Origin of the sequence: Streptosporangium sp. NPDC051023 (genome assembly GCF_040689595.1) — a bacterium.
Lineage (GTDB): Bacteria > Actinomycetota > Actinomycetes > Streptosporangiales > Streptosporangiaceae > Streptosporangium.
On the sequence record NZ_JBFBCE010000013.1, the window covers coordinates 1 to 17,283 of the forward strand.

At 69.1% G+C, this 17,283-nt stretch carries 11 protein-coding genes; 3 read left to right on the forward strand and 8 right to left on the reverse strand.

Annotated features, from left to right (window positions below; translation table 11 throughout):
- Nucleotides 1-192: 192 nt before the first annotated feature.
- Nucleotides 193-1,260, reverse strand: a complete 1,068-nt coding sequence (locus AB0395_RS11010; RefSeq protein WP_366279482.1) for a family 2 encapsulin nanocompartment cargo protein polyprenyl transferase — start codon at nucleotides 1,258-1,260, stop codon at nucleotides 193-195.
- A 476-nt stretch (nucleotides 1,261-1,736) separates the two neighbouring features.
- A complete protein-coding gene (locus tag AB0395_RS11015; RefSeq protein ID WP_366279204.1) occupies nucleotides 1,737-3,122 on the reverse strand; it encodes a family 2B encapsulin nanocompartment shell protein in 1,386 nt (461 codons plus the stop codon).
- Between the two features lie 558 nt (nucleotides 3,123-3,680).
- Here AB0395_RS11015 and AB0395_RS11020 point away from each other — a divergent pair.
- Nucleotides 3,681-4,097, forward strand: coding sequence for a hypothetical protein (locus AB0395_RS11020; RefSeq protein ID WP_366279207.1), 417 nt, complete (start codon nucleotides 3,681-3,683; stop codon nucleotides 4,095-4,097).
- Between the two features lie 51 nt (nucleotides 4,098-4,148).
- Nucleotides 4,149-5,012 carry an NAD(+)/NADH kinase gene (locus AB0395_RS11025; RefSeq protein WP_366279209.1) on the forward strand — a complete coding sequence of 288 codons (864 nt, stop codon included), beginning with the start codon at nucleotides 4,149-4,151 and terminating at the stop codon, nucleotides 5,010-5,012.
- 203 nt (nucleotides 5,013-5,215) lie between these two features.
- Here the strand turns inward: AB0395_RS11025 and AB0395_RS11030 are convergent, their stop codons facing one another.
- From AB0395_RS11030 to AB0395_RS11045, 4 genes are all read right to left on the reverse strand, one after another.
- A complete protein-coding gene (locus tag AB0395_RS11030; RefSeq protein WP_366279212.1) occupies nucleotides 5,216-6,466 on the reverse strand; it encodes a hypothetical protein in 1,251 nt (416 codons plus the stop codon).
- Between the two features lie 252 nt (nucleotides 6,467-6,718).
- The gene (recQ, locus tag AB0395_RS11035) at nucleotides 6,719-8,716 is read right to left on the reverse strand and encodes a DNA helicase RecQ (protein ID WP_366279214.1); all 1,998 of its coding nucleotides are present in this window, start codon (nucleotides 8,714-8,716) and stop codon (nucleotides 6,719-6,721) included.
- 127 nt (nucleotides 8,717-8,843) lie between these two features.
- Nucleotides 8,844-9,950 (reverse strand): serine hydrolase domain-containing protein, encoded by a 1,107-nt coding sequence (locus tag AB0395_RS11040; protein ID WP_366279217.1) that lies wholly within the window; start codon nucleotides 9,948-9,950, stop codon nucleotides 8,844-8,846.
- 97 nt (nucleotides 9,951-10,047) lie between these two features.
- Nucleotides 10,048-11,064 carry an RNA polymerase subunit sigma-70 gene (locus tag AB0395_RS11045; protein ID WP_366279219.1) on the reverse strand — a complete coding sequence of 339 codons (1,017 nt, stop codon included), beginning with the start codon at nucleotides 11,062-11,064 and terminating at the stop codon, nucleotides 10,048-10,050.
- Nucleotides 11,065-11,244: 180 nt separating this feature from the next.
- Here AB0395_RS11045 and AB0395_RS11050 point away from each other — a divergent pair, with 180 nt between their 5' ends.
- On the forward strand, nucleotides 11,245-12,111 hold the full coding sequence (locus AB0395_RS11050; RefSeq protein ID WP_366279222.1) for an alpha/beta hydrolase: 867 nt from the start codon (nucleotides 11,245-11,247) through the stop codon (nucleotides 12,109-12,111).
- Nucleotides 12,112-12,113: 2 nt separating this feature from the next.
- Here the strand turns inward: AB0395_RS11050 and fxsT are convergent, their stop codons facing one another.
- Together fxsT and AB0395_RS11060 are read right to left on the reverse strand one after the other, a co-directional pair.
- Nucleotides 12,114-16,010 (reverse strand): FxSxx-COOH system tetratricopeptide repeat protein, encoded by a 3,897-nt coding sequence (fxsT, locus tag AB0395_RS11055; protein WP_366279225.1) that lies wholly within the window; start codon nucleotides 16,008-16,010, stop codon nucleotides 12,114-12,116.
- A gap of 5 nt (nucleotides 16,011-16,015) precedes the next feature.
- Nucleotides 16,016-17,230: a TIR-like protein FxsC gene (locus AB0395_RS11060; RefSeq protein WP_366279228.1), complete on the reverse strand. Its 1,215-nt coding sequence runs from the start codon at nucleotides 17,228-17,230 to the stop codon at nucleotides 16,016-16,018.
- Nucleotides 17,231-17,283: the final 53 nt, after the last annotated feature.

Below are 17,283 nucleotides of genomic sequence, written 5' to 3' on the forward strand. Positions count from 1 at the left end.
CTCGCCACGTATCTCGTGAACAGCGCCGACAGCGTGGTCTTGCCACTGCCGCCCTTACCGACGAATGCCACCCTCACGACGACGATCCAATCTGAGCACGTCAACAATGGATTCGCGCCCAGGCTGCCATCGCTCAGTCAGGAAAGCATACCCCGCACTTGACTATCATCCGATGGTATGGCTGAGGCCGGTTCAGCGGTCGCGTCGGGTGACAAGACGGGCGAGCGCTCCCAGCTCGGCGGCGGGCCGCGCCATGGAACTCGCGGCGTGCAGGTGGCGCAGCGCCCGCGCCAGAAGCTCGTCGGCCTGTGCCTGGCTCCACGCCCGCCCGCCCACGGCGTCGACGAGCCCGGCGGCGTGAACCAGGTCGGCGTCGGTCAGCGGGTGTTCTCGATGGTAGAGCCCGGCCAGCTCCCGTCCCGCGGGAGTGGGGGAAGCGAGCGCGGCCACCACGGGGAGGGACTTCTTACGGCTCCGCAGATCCGAGTAAACCGGCTTACCGGTCACCTCGGGATCCCCCCAGATGCCCAGCAGGTCGTCGACCAGCTGGAACGCCAGTCCCAGGTCGCTGCCGAAGGCGCGCAGGCGCTCGACCTGTTCCGGGGTACCGCCGCCGAACAGGGCGCCGAGCGCGCAGGCGCATCCCAGTAGCGCGCCCGTCTTGCCCGCCGCCATGACCAGGCACTCGGTCAGCTCGACGTCCTGACGCCTCTCGAAGGCCACGTCCGCGCTCTGCCCTTCCAGCAGCTCTTGGATCGCGGCCCCGAAGCTCCGGGTCGCCTCGGAAGCGACTCGCTGACCGTCCGCGGAGAGCACGTCGAAGGCCAGCGCCAGCAGGGCGTCTCCGGCCAGGATTGCCGGGCTGATCCCGAAGACGGCCCAGGCCGTGGGGCGGTGCCTGCGGGTCCTGTCACCGTCCATCACATCGTCGTGCAGGAGCGAGAAGTTGTGCGCCAGCTCGACGGCGACCGCCGCGGGCAGCGCGGCGGCGGCACTGCCTCCCACCGCCTCGGCCGCCAGCAGGACCAGCGCGGGACGGATCGCCTTGCCGCTGTCGGCCCGGGTCGGCTCACCGCACTCGTCCCACCAGCCGAAGTGGTAACCGGCGATGCGCCGCATCGACGGAGGCAGCGTGTCGACCGCCGAGCGCAGAGCGGGCTCGACCGTACCGCGGCTCCACAGGAGCACCGCACGCGCCGAGCGCCCCTCCACCGCGCCCTCACCGGTCACCAGGCCTCCCTCGGTGACAGCGTCGACCATCAGACCCCCCTCCGCCGCGCTCCCACCGGTCACCGGACCTTCTCCGGCGACCGTTCCCGCCATCGGGCACCCCTCTGGCACGACCTCCCCGGTGACCGCTCCAGAGGAGGCCCATCCCTCGGCGACGGTTCCCACCGGTCCTGTCGGCGCGAGCCTCTCAGCCGTGGCCCCGGCCGCCGGACGCCCCTCAACCGCCGTCATGTCCGTACCCCCTCGTAACGGCCGGTCACGAGATCGGACTCCCCGCCCGGCGCGTCCGGGTGGGCGCACGCGCGCGAAGGCCTGTCGCCCGTGGCGCCGAACCCGTGCCGGTCCCGACGCCTGGCCCCGTCCGGCCGGTAAAACTCGAATTCGGGCGTTACCGGCCGGCGCATCCGTTTTCCGAGGTGCGTGCGCGCCATTTCCAGATGAGGATTCCACCGTTCCGGACTCCGCACGGAGAAAACAGGGGGCTCGAAATACCGCATGACCCGCTCTCAGTGTCCGAGTTCGACGTCTTCGAGGATTCCGAGGGCGTCGGGAACCAGGACCGCGGCGGAGTAGTAGGCGCTGACCAGGTAGGAGATGATGGCCTTCTCGTTGATGCCCATGAAACGGACGGACAGGCTCGGCTGGTATTCGTCTGGAATGCCCGTCTGGTGCAGGCCGACAACTCCCTGCTCCTCCTCGCCGGTCCTGAGAGCGAGGATCGACGTGGTCCGACTGCCGGTGATGGGAATCTTGTTGCAGGAGAAGATCGGGACACCGCGCCAGGCGGGCACGCTGTGGCCGCCGATGTCGACACCGAGGGGGTAGAGCCCTCTGCGGTTGCACTCCTGGCCGAACGCCGCGATGGCGCGGGGGTGCGCGAGGAAGAGCTGCGTCTTCCTGCGACGGCTGAGCAGCTCGTCGAGGTCGTCAGGGGTCGGCGGACCGGTCCGGGTGTGGATCCGCTGCTTGAGATCGGCGTTGTGCAGCAGGCCGAACTCGCGGTTGTTGATCAGCTCGTGTTCCTGCCGCTCGCGCAGCGCCTCGATGGTCAGTCGGAGCTGCTGCTCGACCTGGTCCATCGGGTCGTTGTAGAGATCCGCGACCCGGGTGTGCACGCGCAGCACCGTCTGGGCGACGCTGAGCTGGTACTCACGGGGGCCGAGCTCGTATTCGACGAACGTACCCGGCAGGTCGGGCTCTCCGATGTGTCCCGCGGCCAGCTCGATGGCGGCCTCGCCGTACTTGTTCTGCGGCCCCTTCGGACCGGCCTGCACCTGGCGCAGGTGCGCACGCAGCGTCTCCGACTGGTCGGCCACCTCGCGGAAGGCCTCCCGGGACAGCACCATCGCCGTCCCTGCGGTGACCGCCTTGACCGTGAACTCCCACTCGCTCTGCTGGGTGGCCAGCGTCTCGTCTCCGAAGTGGTCGCCACCGGCCAGCACCGACAGGACGACCTGGTCACCGTACGGCCCCGCGCCGACCTTGTTGACCTTGCCGTGCGCGATGAGCACCACCTCGTCGGCGGGTCTTCCCGCCTGCACCAGCACGTCCCCGGCGGCGAACTCCCGCTGGGTGAAACGCTCCCCCAGCGCCTGCAGGACCTCGGGATCGTCGAAGTGGCGCAGCGACGGGAGCTCCCGCAGCTCCGCAGGCACGACCCGCACCTCGGAGCCAACCGTGGTGAAGCTCACCCGCCCGTCGCCGAGGGTGTAGCTGAGCCGCCGGTTAACCCGGTAGGTGCCGCCGGAGACCTGGACCCACGGCAGCACGCGCAGCAGCCACCGCGAGGAGATCTCCTGCATCTGCGGCACTGTCTTGGTCGTCGTCGCGAGATTGCGCGCCGCGTCCGTGCCCAGGCTCAACTGCGGCCTGCCGGCATCGAGCTCCGTCACAACACACACCACCCATCCGTAATCGGATCGAAAAGAGGCCGAAGACGTGAATCAGAAAAAGGAGAGCGAGGGGTTGACCGCGACCGAATTCATAGCACCCTTCCCACCTCTGAGACGAGGACTCGGGTGCAAACCGCCATCGCGGAGCGATCCAATTTTGGAGTCACATTAAATAGCTTGTCAAGCATTAAACATCATTAAACAAAACACGAAAATCGCTATTGTCGGAAAGGTTCGACCGAACGGCGATATTGGAATTTGCAGGCGGAAACATCACCCCACCATGCTCAGTCCACACATAAGCGGTCTTTTCGGCGATGCCCTGCGGACGGAACACGGGAGCCGGTCCGGCGCCCGACCGCGGGCCCGCGCGATTCACTCCCCGGCACCTGGGTACAGAAAGATTCCCGCGGTCCGATCGCCGAGCGGCCTTCGAGGAACCGGTGAGAGACGACGCAGGGCGCCACGTCGCCGGGTTCGGTGACCGCCGCCAAGCCTCGCCTCTCCCCGCCGGGCGCGGTGAACCCTGTCGTGGTGAACCTGTTGTGAGGAGGCCAGGTGACTCAGGACGGAGAGCGGGCCAGGCCCTCGCCCCCCTGGCCCTGCGAGCCCGCCGGCATCGACGACGTCACCGTCGAGGCGCTGGGCAGGCTTTCCGAGGCACTGGAGACCACGGAGAGGGCCAGGGGCCATCTCTACTCCTTCCACCAGCTCACCGGCCACGCCGACCTGCAACTCGACCAGGTCGTCGAGCTGCTGCGCGCCGGAGGCCATCACGAGCTCGCCGACCTTGTGGCCGACGAGCTCATCGGCCGCGACGTGCTGCCCGGCCGATGGACCTTCCAGATCGTCGAGGAGTACGAGGACTGCTACTACCGCTTCTTCGCCGACCTGGAGAAACGGATCAGGGACGAGCTGGCGGACGGCCACCGTCATCTCCACGAGGCGCGGATGAAACGGCGGCGCCAGCGCTGAGCGGTCACGTGCGGGACGGAGCCGTTCAGCGCCGGGCCGTACAGTGGCGGAATGGGCATGGTCGAAACGGTCGGGCTGGTTCTGCACCCGCAGCGTGATTCGAAGGTGGCCATCGACGCCATCGTGGAGTGGGCGCGCGACCGCGGCGTCACGGTGCTCGGCCTGCCGGACGAGGTCGGGCGCATCGACTGCAGCGCCGTATCAGTCGACGCGGAAAGTCTGGTCGAACGCGCCGACCTGCTCGTCAGCCTGGGCGGTGACGGCACCATGTTGCGCACCATGCGGCTCATCACCGGCCGGTCGACCCCCATTCTCGGGGTGAACCTCGGCAAGCTGGGATTTCTCGCCGAGATCGACGTTGACGACCTGCCCCCGGCGCTCTCCGCCATCGACAACCATCACTACACCGTCGAACCCCGCATGGCGGTGCGAGCACCGCTGCCCGGTACGGGGATGGTGACCGCGTTCAACGACATCGCCCTGGTGCGCACTCCCGGCGACGGGCTGTCAGCGGTCGCGGTCGCGGTCGCGGGGCATCCCTTCGTCCGCTACGCGGCCGACGCCGTCATCGTCGCCACCTCGACGGGATCGACCGCCTACAGCTTCTCCGCGGGAGGCCCCATCGTCTCCCCGACGGTCGAGGGGTTCCTCGTCGTGCCCGCGGCCGCCCACTCGGCGTTCAACCGGGCCATGGTCCTGTCGGCCGAGGAGGAAGTCACCCTGGAGCTGCTCCCGTCGAGCGGCAGGCTGGCCGTCGAGGTGGACGGCGCGGTCGCCGGTCACCTGTCGCCGGGAGACCGGCTGACCGTCACGGCGCGGCGTGCCGCCGCATGGGTGGTACGGCTCGGCGGCACCACCTTCTACGAACGCGCCCGCCGCAAGCTCCGCGTCAACGGAAGCGCGGAGGTCGAGTAGGCTCGGCCGTCCTACGGCCCGCGGACCTCCCCCGCGCCCTGCATCCCCTTGTCGCCCGGCGGCGCGCCGCAGGAGGCCGAAACCCGGGCCCCTCGTCTCCCGCGCCGTGAGCGTGGAGACGAACTCGCCGACGAGGACGAGCCGGCGCGCGCCCGCCACCGGCCGTCACACCGTGTTCCCCGGCGTTTCCCGGGTTCCCCGGCTCAGCCGTGAGAGGAGCCGTTGACGGTGAGGATGCGTTCCTGCTGGGTCTCGATCGCGGGGAAGGTGCCGGTGTCGATGATGCCGTGCTCGTTGTAGGCGGCCTCTATCAGAGCGTGAGCGCGGGGCTCCAGCTTCCACAGGGCGCGGTACTCACGGGCGGTGGTCAGCGAGATGCCGATCTCGTGGGCGATGTCGGCCGCCCTGGGGACGAACTTCCGCTCGATCTGCTTGTCCCAGTACTCCCGCGCCGCGCGCATCAGGGCCGCGCGCTGCGCCGTGTCGACGACGGGAGGGGTCACATCGAGCATCTCGACCTCGCCCTCGTCATCATCGTCGTCCAGCACGGCCGCCGGCAGCGCGGGCGAGAGCTGCGGCGTCTCCTCGGGCTCAGGGGCCCACGGCACCGGCGGGCTCAGGTCGATCAGGGCGGAGGTGTTGTAGAGCGCCCCGATCTGGGACAGCAGCGCCTCCTGGCGGTTGCTGTCGACCGCCAGGCCGGTGTGCTCGACCGCTCGGTCCATCGCCCGGTCCAGCTTGGTGAGCGCGCCGCGCATCTTCCGGTCGGACGCCCCCGTCTCGCGGAGCGCGCGGGCACGCTTGGCGGCCAGCGCGACCCGGGTCAGCCGCCTGTGGGCGTCGACCTCGCTCGCCGTACGGTCACTGACCTCGGCGAGCCCGACGCGGACCAGCATGCGCTCCGGGGTGAGCCGCCAGTTGATGCGGTGCCGCCCGGTGATGCGGTGCCGCTCGATCGCCATGCCCCGCTCCCACAGCCACGCGGCGACCAGCGGGGCGGCGAGCCTGAAGACGGCCTCGGCGAGGCTACGGGCGTCCATGCTCGACAGCACCGCGGACAGGCCGGTGAGCGTCCACACCGCGATGCCGTCGATGCCCGCCGAGTAGTTCTCCCGCATGTTGCGGCGGGCCCGTACCGCGCTGGTGATCACCGCGACCTCGATGAACGCGAAGAGCAGCAGCCGCAGCGGGCCGTCGAAGCCGAGCACGTCACCGGAGAAGCGCCACATGCCCTGCGCGGACACGCCGGTGGCGATGCTGGCGGCGACGACGGTGAGGATGTCCTCGGCCGGGCGGGGGGCGACGTAACGATGGAAGAACTGGTTTCCGACACGGTAGACGGCTCTGAGGGCGATGTAGGCCAGGCCCAGGAGCGCCAGGCCGATCACACAGATGATGACCGTTATGACCGGCTTGTCCGACGCGAAGGCGCTGATTTGATCAATGGGGGGCATCTCACTCACTGTCCGTCAGTCTCGATGTCCGACAGGATATGAACGAGATCATTCCAGAATATCGGCAACTTGTTCGCCAAACGGGTGTTCACGTCTGTGACGGAATCGAACCGGAGTGCCGTCGCTGCGCACGTGAGGCCCCTGACGCCGGGCGTTCCATGCCTTACGGTGACTTGAAGATCACTTTCTGTTCATGGAAAGCGGTCGGCGCGGTTTCGTGACCGGAAACGGCCCCGGTTCCCGACCGTGTGTTCAGGCCTGCTCCGCCGCGAGGGTGTCCAGGATCTCCTGCCCGTACTTCGCCAGTTTGTTCTCGCCGACACCGCTGATCCCGGCCAGCTCGGCCAGGGACGACGGCGCTCCGGCCGCGATCTCACGCAGGGTCGCGTCGTGGAAGATCACATACGCGGGCACCCCCTGCTCCTTCGCGGTCGCGGCACGCCAGGCGCGGAGCCGCTCGAACACCGGCACCGCCTCCTCCGGCAGGTCAACGGGGGTCGCGCGGCGGGACTTGGGAGTCTTGGCCCGCGCCTCCCGCTGTGTCTCCCGTTGTGTCTCCCGCTGTGGCTGGCGCCGCAGCATGACCTGCCGCCTGCGGCCGAGCACCTCGGCGCTCGCCTCGGTCAGCAGCAGGGTGCCGTAGTCGCCCTCGACGGACAGCAGTCCCTGGGCCAGCAGCTGCCGTACCACGCCACGCCACTCGGCCTCGCCGAGCTCGGTGCCGATGCCGAACACCGTCAGGGAGTCGTGGCCGTGCTGGGTGACCTTGGGCGTCTGCCTGCCCAGCAGGATGTCGACGATCTGCCCGACGCCGAACTTCTGGCGCCGCTCCCGCATGAGCCTGAACACCGTGGACAGGACCTTCTGGGCGGCGACGGTGCCGTCCCAGGACTCGGGCGGCGACAGGCAGGTGTCGCAGTTGCCGCAGGGGGCGCCCTGCTGACCGAAGTAGTCGAGCACCCGCACCCTGCGGCACTCGACCGTCTCGCAGAGGGCCAGCATGGCCTCGAGGTGGGTGTCGAGCCGTCTGCGGTGGGCGTCGTCGCCCTCCGAGGTGTCGATCAGTTTGCGCTGCTGCACGACGTCCTGCAGGCCATAGGCCAGCCAGGCGGTCGAGGGCAGGCCGTCACGCCCGGCCCTGCCGGTCTCCTGGTAGTAGCCCTCGACCGACTTGGGGAGATCGAGGTGGGCGACGAAGCGCACGTCCGGTTTGTCGATGCCCATGCCGAAGGCGATGGTGGCGACCATGACGAGGCCGTCCTCACGCAGGAAGCGCCCCTGGTTCTCCGCCCGGGTGCGCGCGTCGAGTCCCGCGTGGTACGGCAACGCCTGGACCCCGTTCTCCACCAGGAACTCGGCGGTCTTCTCGACGGAGCTCCGTGACAGGCAGTAGACGATGCCCGCGTCGCCGGGGTGCTCGGTGCGCAGAAGCTTCAGCAGCTGCCGCTTCGGCTCGTTCTTCGGCTCGATGCGGTACTGGATGTTCGGGCGGTCGAAGCTCGCCACGAAGTGGCGGGCCTGCCCCAGGTTCAGCCGGGAGGCGATCTCGGCGTGGGTCGCCGGGGTCGCGGTCGCGGTCAGCGCGACGCGGGGCACGTCGGGCCAGCGCTCGTGCAGCGCGGACAGGGCGAGGTAGTCGGGCCGGAAGTCATGGCCCCACTGGGCCACGCAGTGCGCCTCGTCGATGGCGAACAGCGAGATCTTTCCCCGGTCGAGCAGCCTCAGCGTCGAGTCGACCCGCAGGCGTTCCGGCGCCAGGTAGAGCAGGTCGAGCTCGCCCGCCAGGAAGGCGGACTCGACCGCGGCGCGCTCGTCGAAATCCTGGGTCGAGTTGAGGAAGCCCGCCCGAACCCCGAGGGCCGTCAGGGCATCGACCTGGTCCTGCATGAGCGCGATGAGCGGCGAGACGACGACGCCGACGCCCTGGCGCACGAGCGCGGGGATCTGGTAGCACAGGGACTTACCGCCGCCGGTGGGCATGAGCACGAGGGCGTCGCCACCGCCGACGACGTGCTCGATGATCTCCTGCTGCCCCTCCCTGAACGAGGCGTAGCCGAAGACCCGCCGCAAAACCCGCGCCGCGTCGCTCTCCCCTGCCCCGTCCTCGTCGAGCCCGCCCGCCGCCCCGTTCAGGACGTCGTCGCTCGTCTCGGGCCCGCTCAGAGCTCCGCCGGGTGGCTCGGCGGTGTCTGCCTCCCAGCCGGGGTGGTCAAGACCGATGTCTCCGGGATCGTTCTCTGAGGAGGGCACCGCGTCATTGTATGAGGCCACGGGGTTCGCACCGGAGAGAACCGGAGAACGGCCTGCCGGGAGGAACACGGCGGGGCGCCGTGCGGGCTCGGGTCTCGCCCGCACGGCGCGTGAGGCGGCGCCGCGATCAGTCCAGCCCGAGCGCGATCCGGCTGATCCGCTCGACGGTGCCGAACTCACCGGCCGAGGCGCGGTTCTTCGTCAGGCCGACGCTCACGCCTGTCGCGGTGTCGGCGAAGGCGGCGGTCCCTCCGCTGCCTGCCATTCCGAACAGGGTCGGAGCGCCGAGTGCCGGGGTCAGGCCGATCGAGTAGCCGAGCCCCCAGGTGGCCGGTGCGCCGGTGACCTCGTCCACGCCCGTCACCGCCGGGGACGACAGCTCGCGCAGCCGGTCAGCCGAGACGAGCGCTCCGCCGAGCAGGGCGTCGTACATACGGGCGACCGCACGGGCCGTCATCGTGGCGCCTGCCGGGATGTCTGAGCCGAGCACGTCCGCGCGGTTGCCGAAGGCGGCGTCGGGAAGCGCGGCGAGGGGAGCCGCCGTGTAGCCGTCGACCACCCTGAAGAACGGGATCTGGGCCATCACCTCGGCGGGCAGCTCCACCGCGGGCCCCTCGTCCTCAAGCCTGGCCAGCCTGCCGAGCTCGGACTCCGGGACACCGAAGAACAGCTCGTCGGCCACGCCGAGCGGTCCCGCGACCTCCTCGCGGAGCACCTGCGAGATGCGCCTGCCCGTCACCCGGCGCACAACCTCGCCGAGGATGTAGCCGTAGCTCTGCGGGTGGTAGCCGAACCGGGTCCCCGGCTCCCACCACGGCGTCGCACGGGCGATCGCCGCGCACATCCCGTCCCAGTCGCACAGGTCCTCCGGCGTGGTGCCGACCGGCACCCCGGGAACACCGGTCGCGTGTGTCAGCGCGTGCCGTACGGTCGCCTTCTCCTTGCCGTGCGCGGCGAACTCCGGCCACACGTCCGCGATCCGGGTCTCGTAGTCGAGGACCCCGCGCTCGGCCAGCACGTGGACGACGGCCGCCGTCACCCCCTTACCCGTCGAGGTGCTGTAGACCGGGGTTCCTGAGGTGAAGGGGCGGCCGGTCTCCGGGTCGGCGACGCCCGCGACGGCGTCGACCAGGAGCTCGCCGCGCCGGTAGACGGCGACCTGCACGCCGCGCTCCGCCCCCGACTCGACGAGTTCGTCGATGGCGGCCTGCACATCCTTCTGAAGATCGGTCATGGTGGTTCCTCTCTCGAAAGCTCCCCCGTATGACGAGGGGCGCGCGAAAAAGGAATCGGTCCGTCTCGGAGACAGGCTCCCGAGCCCGTGGCGGGGATCAGAGCGAGGACGGAAGACCGAACCTGGGGAAGGTCTCCTCGCCGTACGTGGTGATCTGGGTGACCAGCCCGTCCTCGACGCGCAGGATTCCCAGCCAGGAGGGCCTGAAGTCCGGCTGGCCCGCCCTGCGCAGGTACGCGGCGGCGGCGGGCTGCCGGTTGGCCCGGGTGGCGAGAAGCCGCCAGTCGCCCCAGGCCTCGGGCCCGACCATCGCGGGGGTCCACGACGCCATGAACGCCTCGCGCCCCAGCAGCCAGATCGGGGCGGGCGGCATCGTCTGCCACACGTCGGCCCGCAGTACTTCGGCCAGAACGGACGGGTCCGCCTGCTCGACGGCGTCGATGTAGCGCCGCAGCACCGCGCGCTCCTGCAGGGTCGGCTCGGCGGAGGCCGCCCACTCCAGGCGCCGCGCGGGCAGGTGCTCCTTGAGCGTCGGCCTGGCGCGCTGCAGAGCACTCTTCACGGCGGCGACGGTCAGCTCCAGCGACACCGCGGTCTCCTGCGCCGACCAGCCGAGCACGTCGCGCAGGATCAGCACCGCCCGCTGCCTGGGCGGCAGGTGCTGGATCGCGACCAGGAAGGCCAGCTCGATCGTCTCACGATCGACGACCACGTCGGCGGTGTCCAGCAGCTCGTCAGGGTACGGCTGGAGCCACGGGACGGCGCCGGAGGCGGGCGGTTCGAGCCCCGGATCCGCGGCCAGGACCGGCGCGGGACGTGGCTGTGGCCGCCGGGGATGCGCCCTGAGGTGGTCCAGGCAGGCGTTGGTCGCGATCTGGTACAGCCAGGCGCGCAGACCGGTCTCGCTCCGCAGCGTCTCACGCCTGCGCCAGGCCCGCAGGAACGTCTCCTGCACCAGGTCCTCGGCCTCGTCGAAGGAACCGAGCATCCGGTAGCAGTGCACGTGGAGCTCCCGCCGGTGCTCCTCCGCCCGCTCGCCGAACCCGTCCACGCCACCGGTCTCCCCCTGGTGGACGGCCTCGGAAACGGCTGGCGTGTGGCTGATGCCGGTCATGGCAGAAAATTATAGCCATCTCTCCCACACTACGAAAAATCGCAATTCATACCCACCGGAATCAATCAGAGACAACGATGTCCCGTTACAGCAAGGTGAGTGAGGTGTTTCCACAACAAATCGCTATAGGACAAATTTCATGACAGGTAGGAAGATCCTCGTAAAAAGCGAGGAGGTATCTTGACGAGGTTCGTGTCCACCCGTGACGGGAGAACGCTCGCGGTCGAGGAGAAAGGGGAGCCTGAGGGAAACCCCGTGTTCCTGCTGCACGGCACGCCGGGCAGCAGAGTTGGCCCCTCACCACGCGCGACCGTGCTCTACCGCCTGGGAGTAAGGCTCATCACATACGACCGGCCGGGATATGGGCTGTCCGACCGGAGGGAAGGGAGAAGCGTGGCCGATGTCGCCGAGGACATGGCGGCCATCGCCGACCATCTGAAAATCGGGTCGTTCGCCGTGCTGGGCCGTTCCGGGGGCGCCCCGCACGCCCTCGCCTGCGCGGCGCTGCTGCCGGAGCGGACGACGAGGGTCGCGGCGCTCGTCCCTCTCGCGCCCTGGGACGCGGAGGGGCTTGACTGGTTCGAGGGCATGGCGGTGTCGAACGTGGACGAGTACACCGCCGCGGCGCTCGGCCACAGCGCGGTTTCGGCGCTGCTCTCCCCGACCGTCGAGCAGATCAGAGCCGACCCGACCCGCCTGGTCCCCGCGCTCGACCACGACCTGCCCGAGCCCGATCGTCACGTCGTGGCGGATTTCGGGATTCGCAGAATGCTGGCCCGGAACTTCGCCGAAGCCGTACGGAAGTCGGGGCACGGCTGGTTTGACGACGCCCTGGCGTTCAGCGCGCCGTGGGGGTTCGATCCTGGCGTCATCACAGTGCCCACCTTGCTCTGGCACGGCGAGGCGGACGTGTTCTCCCCCGTCGGGCACGCGCACTGGCTTGGCCGGCGGATCCCCGGCGCCGAAGTGGTGATCGAGCGGGGGGTGGCACATTTCGGCGCCCTGCGCGTGATGCCCGACATAATGACCTGGCTGACCGCGGCCTGACGTCAGAAGGGCTGGGGTTCGAGATCTCTGTTAATACGTCCCCACTCCTGGAGCTGGATCACGGTCGGGTGGGTCTCGCCCAGGGAGCGCCCCATGACCTGCAGCAGCCTGCTCCTGAGCCGCTCCGCCTTGACGATCTCACCCGCCGACCACAGGGTCACCGCCAGGTTGGCCTCGCAGACCAGCGTGTCGGGATGCGCCTCGCCGAGCTTGACCCGCAGGGCCGCCAGGGTCTCCTGCTCCAGCGACCGCGCCGCCTGGAGCCGTCCTCCGTCTCCCAGGCAGTTCGCGAAGTTGATCGCCGCGGACAGGGCGAAGGGATGGTTGGCGCCGAGACGCGCACGCAGCCCCTCCAGCACGGTCTCCGCCTGGACCGTGGCCTTCTCCAGCTCTCCGGTGCCGCGCATGTAGGTGGCCAGGTTGTTCAGCGCGATGAGCGTGCCCGGATGGTTCTCGCCGAGGGTCTCCCGGTAGGTGCGCGCGATCTCGCCGGCGAGGGTCCGCGCCCCCTCCTTGTCGCCCAGCGCGGACAGGCAGCAGGCAAGCTCCAGGGTCGCGGCCAGCGCGTCCGGCGTGCCTGCGTACCGCAGCCTGTACCGCTCGTCGGTCTCCTTGGCGAGCTGCGCGGCCTCCCGCGGCTCGCCCGCCCTGCGCAGCGAGACCGCGAGGCTCTTGGCCGCGCGCAGGGTGTCGACGAAGTTCTCCCCCAGCGACTCACGGTAGTGCTGCAAGGTGGCCTGCAGCAGATCGACCGACTCGCGGTACTGGCCGATCTCGCGCAGGTCGCGGGCAAGCTGCGCGGCGGAGAACAGGGTGTAGGGGTGGTGGATGCCGAGCACCTGGGTACGGCGCTGCAGTGTGTCCTGATCGAGGTCGCGGGCGCTGAGGCCGTCCCCGATGAGGCGGTAACCGAGCGCCAGGTTGTTCGCGGAGGCCAGGGTGCGCGGGTGCTCCTCGCCGAACAGCATCTTCCACTGCTCGTAGGTGGCCTTGTCCATCTCCAGCGCCTTCTCGTACTCGCCGAGACCGCGCAGGTCCGCGGCGAGGCCGCCCGTGGTCATCAGCGTGTGCGGATGATAGTCCCCGACCCCGCTGAGCTGCTGCTCGCGCACCCACACATCGAGGTCTCTCGCCTCCTCGTACTTGCCCTGGGAGCGCTTGACGTTGGCCACGTTGAACAGCAGGTGCAGCCGCTGCCGGTCCTGGACGCCGAACACCCCCTCCCAGTACTGCGCCAGGTCGTCCCCCAGGCCAAGGGCCTGCTCGAAGTCACCGCGCTTCCAGAGGTAGCGCACCCTTTCCGTGAGCAGCTGCCGGGTCTCCTCCTCGGTGCACTCCGTCGCCTTCGAGGGCTGCAGGTGCTGCCAGAGCAGGTCGTAGCGCATCCAGTTCTCGGGGTCGTCCACGTCGCCCTGCCGGGGCCTGGCTCCGACGAGGATGCGGTGGACCTGGTGACAGGCCTGCTGCTGCTGATCGTCCGACATCTGGCTGCGGATCACCGCCTGGACGAGGCGGTGCACCTGGATGGTGTTGCTGCCCTGGTCGACCTTGGCCAGCGCGAACCTGCCGATCTGCTGGATGACCCGCCCCAGGACGAGCTTCTCGCGCAGCGTTTCGTCGAAGGGAAGGAGCGCCTCCATCATCTCGTCGCTGTAGAGGAGCTGCATCGAAATGGGCTCGGGGGCGAAGAAGGCGCACAGTTCGAGCAGCCTGACCGAGGCGGGAGAGCTCTCCTGCAGCTGACCGAGCGAGAGGTTCCAGGTGACCGCCACGGGGTGCGGATAGTCGGCGGGCTGCCCCAGGGACAGCACCCGGGCCGTTTCCGTCTTCAGCTCCTCCAGGAAGGTCACGGCGGGCATGCCGGTCTCCGCCAGCCAGGCCGCCGCCTGCTCGACCGCGAGCGGCAGGTTTCCCAGCTCCTCCGCGACCTTCAGGGCGTCCCCTGGCGCCAGCCCGCGAACCCTGCGGCTGAGGTGCTCCAGGCTCTCCTCCTGGCTGAAGACGTCGATCTCCAGGGGCTCGGCCACGGTCGACCACGCCTGGTTGCGCGAGGTGATCAGGACATGCCCTGAGGATCCGCCGGGGAAGAGGGCCCCCAGGCTCTCCGGATCCCCGGCGTTGTCGAAGATCAGCAGCCAGCGGCCGTACGGTTCCCCGATCCGCAACGCCTGACGCACCGCCTCGACGACCTCGGAGACGGTGTCGGTGACGGGGATGCGGAGTTGCCTGGCGAGCTCCTCGAACGCGGAGTTGATCCGTTCGGGGTCCTCCGAGGAGATCCACCAGACCAGGTCGTAGTCGGCCTTGAAGCGGTGGGCGTACTCCTGCGCCACCTGGGTCTTGCCGACACCGCCAAGACCGTAGATCGCCTGAACCACCGTCGGGCGGTTGCGGCCGACGAGCTGGCCGCGCAGCGTGTCGAGCACGGGGCCACGCCCGGTGAAGGCCGCGTTGCGCGCGGGGACGTTCCACACGGCGGGCTCGCTCCCCGGGAAGCGCGCGCCGAGCGCGCTCAGGTCCAGCGGCATACCGCCGTCGGCCCTGCCGAAGGCCTTCATCAGGATCTGCGCCGCGGGCGCCTCCGGGATCCGGGTGAGGTCGGTCAGCGCGCGGTCCCCGAACGGAGAGGGGAAGCGGGACTCGGAGACGCGGATCGCGATCAGCTCTGCCTGGCCCTCGGCCTCGGCGTTCGTGAGCCGCTGCCAGACCTCGCGGCTGCGCGGAGAGTGGATGTAGGCGCCGGAGAGCACGACGATCGTCCTTGGCGAGTCCGCGGTGAAGTCGGCGGCCGCCTCGGAGTCGAGGCTGCGCAACATCACGTGGTAGCCGTACCGGTCGAGGAGGGCCGCGATCCAGTCCGCCCACATGCGGTCCCCTGAGGCGTAGCTGAGGTAGACGTCGGGCTGGTGCGCCGGCTGGCGGCGGACGAACCGTTCCAGGTGGCGCAGCCGTACGGACTCCTCCATCTGGGGAAAGGAGGTGACCTCACCTTTGGTGATCGCGCCGGTGAGACGCTCGAACGCGGAGAGCATGGAGCCCGGCCTGTTGGGCTCGTCGCCGAAGGAGGCGAGGATCTCCTCGAAGGCGTAGAAGGGGGTGTAGGGAATCTCGACCGCGCCCCAGTACTGGTCTGCCTCGTTCCGGCTCATCCCCTTGGGGAATCTTTCGAACTTCCGCTTGGCGATGCTCCGCCCCGCGTCGCACTTCTCCTTCTCACCCGTCTCGATGCGCATGGGGACGGGCAGGATGCGGATGTTGCGGTCGGCGTACCGTTCGTCGATATGCCGTGCCACCGAGGAGGTGCCCTCGATGCCCTGATCAGACAGGGTGAAGCAGGCCACGAGGATGTCCGGCATCTGGACCGTGCAGATGTCCGCGATGTCGCTCAGCCCGGTCCTGCTGTCGATGAGCGTGTAGTCGTAACAGGCCCTCATGTCGTCACGGAGCGCGTCGATGAACCGGCCTCCGCCGTGACGCTCGTAGAAGGTGTCCCAGTCGAAGCCGGAGACCACGGAGGAGTAGTCGCGGTTCTGCCGCCCCGCGGAGACGAGGTCGAGCGTTCCCTCGTCGGGGAAGTCGAACTCCAGGGAGACGGCGTGCGGCTCGACGCGGGCGTACTCGCGGTGCCAGTCACGCGGTCTTTCCCTGCCCTGGTCCTCCTCCATCACGGCCCACTGGTAGGTGGTGATCAGGTCGATGACCCCGGAGGTCTGGGCGACCAGTCCCTCCTCGAGGAAGGGACGAAAGAACTTGTGCAGACCCGGGGACTCCAGGTCCCAGTCGACGACGAGAACCCGCTTGCCGCTGCTCGCGAGGATCCACGCCGTGTTGGCCAGCGCCATCGTGCGCCCGGTACCGCCCTTGTACGAGTAGAAGGTGACGATCCGGCCCTCGCTCATGGTGGCTACTCCTCCGGTCCGACGAGCCTGGGTCTGTCGACTGTTTCGCCCTCCGGCGGGTACGCGGGGGCGTGCTTGAAGTAGTGCTGGGTCGCCTTGTTCAGGGCTTCCGGCAGCGCGATTCCGAAGACGTCCAGGGTGGGAACGTCGGGGACGGCGGTCGGCTCGGCGAGCTTGTGACCGAGTGCCTCGTTGAGGCAGGCCTTGAGCCTCGGCCGCTGCTGGACGCTCTCCTGGTCCTCGGGATTCCAGGGCACCATGACGGTGATCCACTGCCGTCCCGGCTGGTTGACCGGGCGGAGCAGCTCTCTGCAGTCGTCCCCGGCTGTCGCCCAGGGGTCGACCAGCATCACTCCCGGCGAGTGCGGCACCTTGGCCGAGAGCGCTTCCGCGTGCTCCTCCAGCGTGCCGACGTGCGGCAGAAAGCCCCGGGAACGGGCCATCAGGTCCGCCCGGTCGGCCAGGGAGCGCATGCCGCCGCTGCTGCGGAAGGGATCCCATTCGCGCGGGGTCCGCCCGTAGTGGTAGACGCCGCGTCCTTCGGGAAGGCTGTCCAGGTCGGGGGCGACCACGGTCACGGTCACCGGACGCTCGGGAGTGTGGCCCGCGAAGACGCTCGGCATGGTCGTGTAATCGCGGATCTTCCCGTACGGCATCGGCGCCGACTCGGCCACCTCGACGATCCGCTGGGCCAGGGCGAAGGTCGCGGCCTGGTAGTGGTCGCGGTACTTACGGAGCTTCATGATCCCGTAGAAACCCTCCTCCGCGTATCGCACCCCCAGCTCCGTGTGGTTGAACTGGATCGCCTGCGCGGCGTGCGGGAGGGCCGCCGCACGCACGGGAGCCCAGATGGCGGGCACGATCGCGCCGGGCCCCTCGTAATGGGAGGCGCGTCCAAGAAAGGCGGCCCATTCCTTGCCGCACTGCTCGCTCTCGAAGTAGCGGGGGGAGTAGAGGGGGACGAAAACCCGGCAGGCGGAAAGGCGTTCGGACAGTGTTTGCGACCAGTTATCCCCAGTCCGTAAATCCCTGTCTATGTACCCCGTCTCCCCCGGGAGGGCCCGGGTGAGCTGGACAATATGATCACATAAGTCCCGAAATAGCCTTTCTATCCATTTATTAGGGTCACCTCTACCGGCGAGATCATTTGAGGGCACATGCGCGTAGCTGAGGAAGAAGTATGGCCCGATGGGTTGAGCGGGCTTGCCTGGGGTGGTCATCCGCCTCCTTCTCCCGAGATTTAACTATAAGAACGCAGGCTTTGCCACAAAAG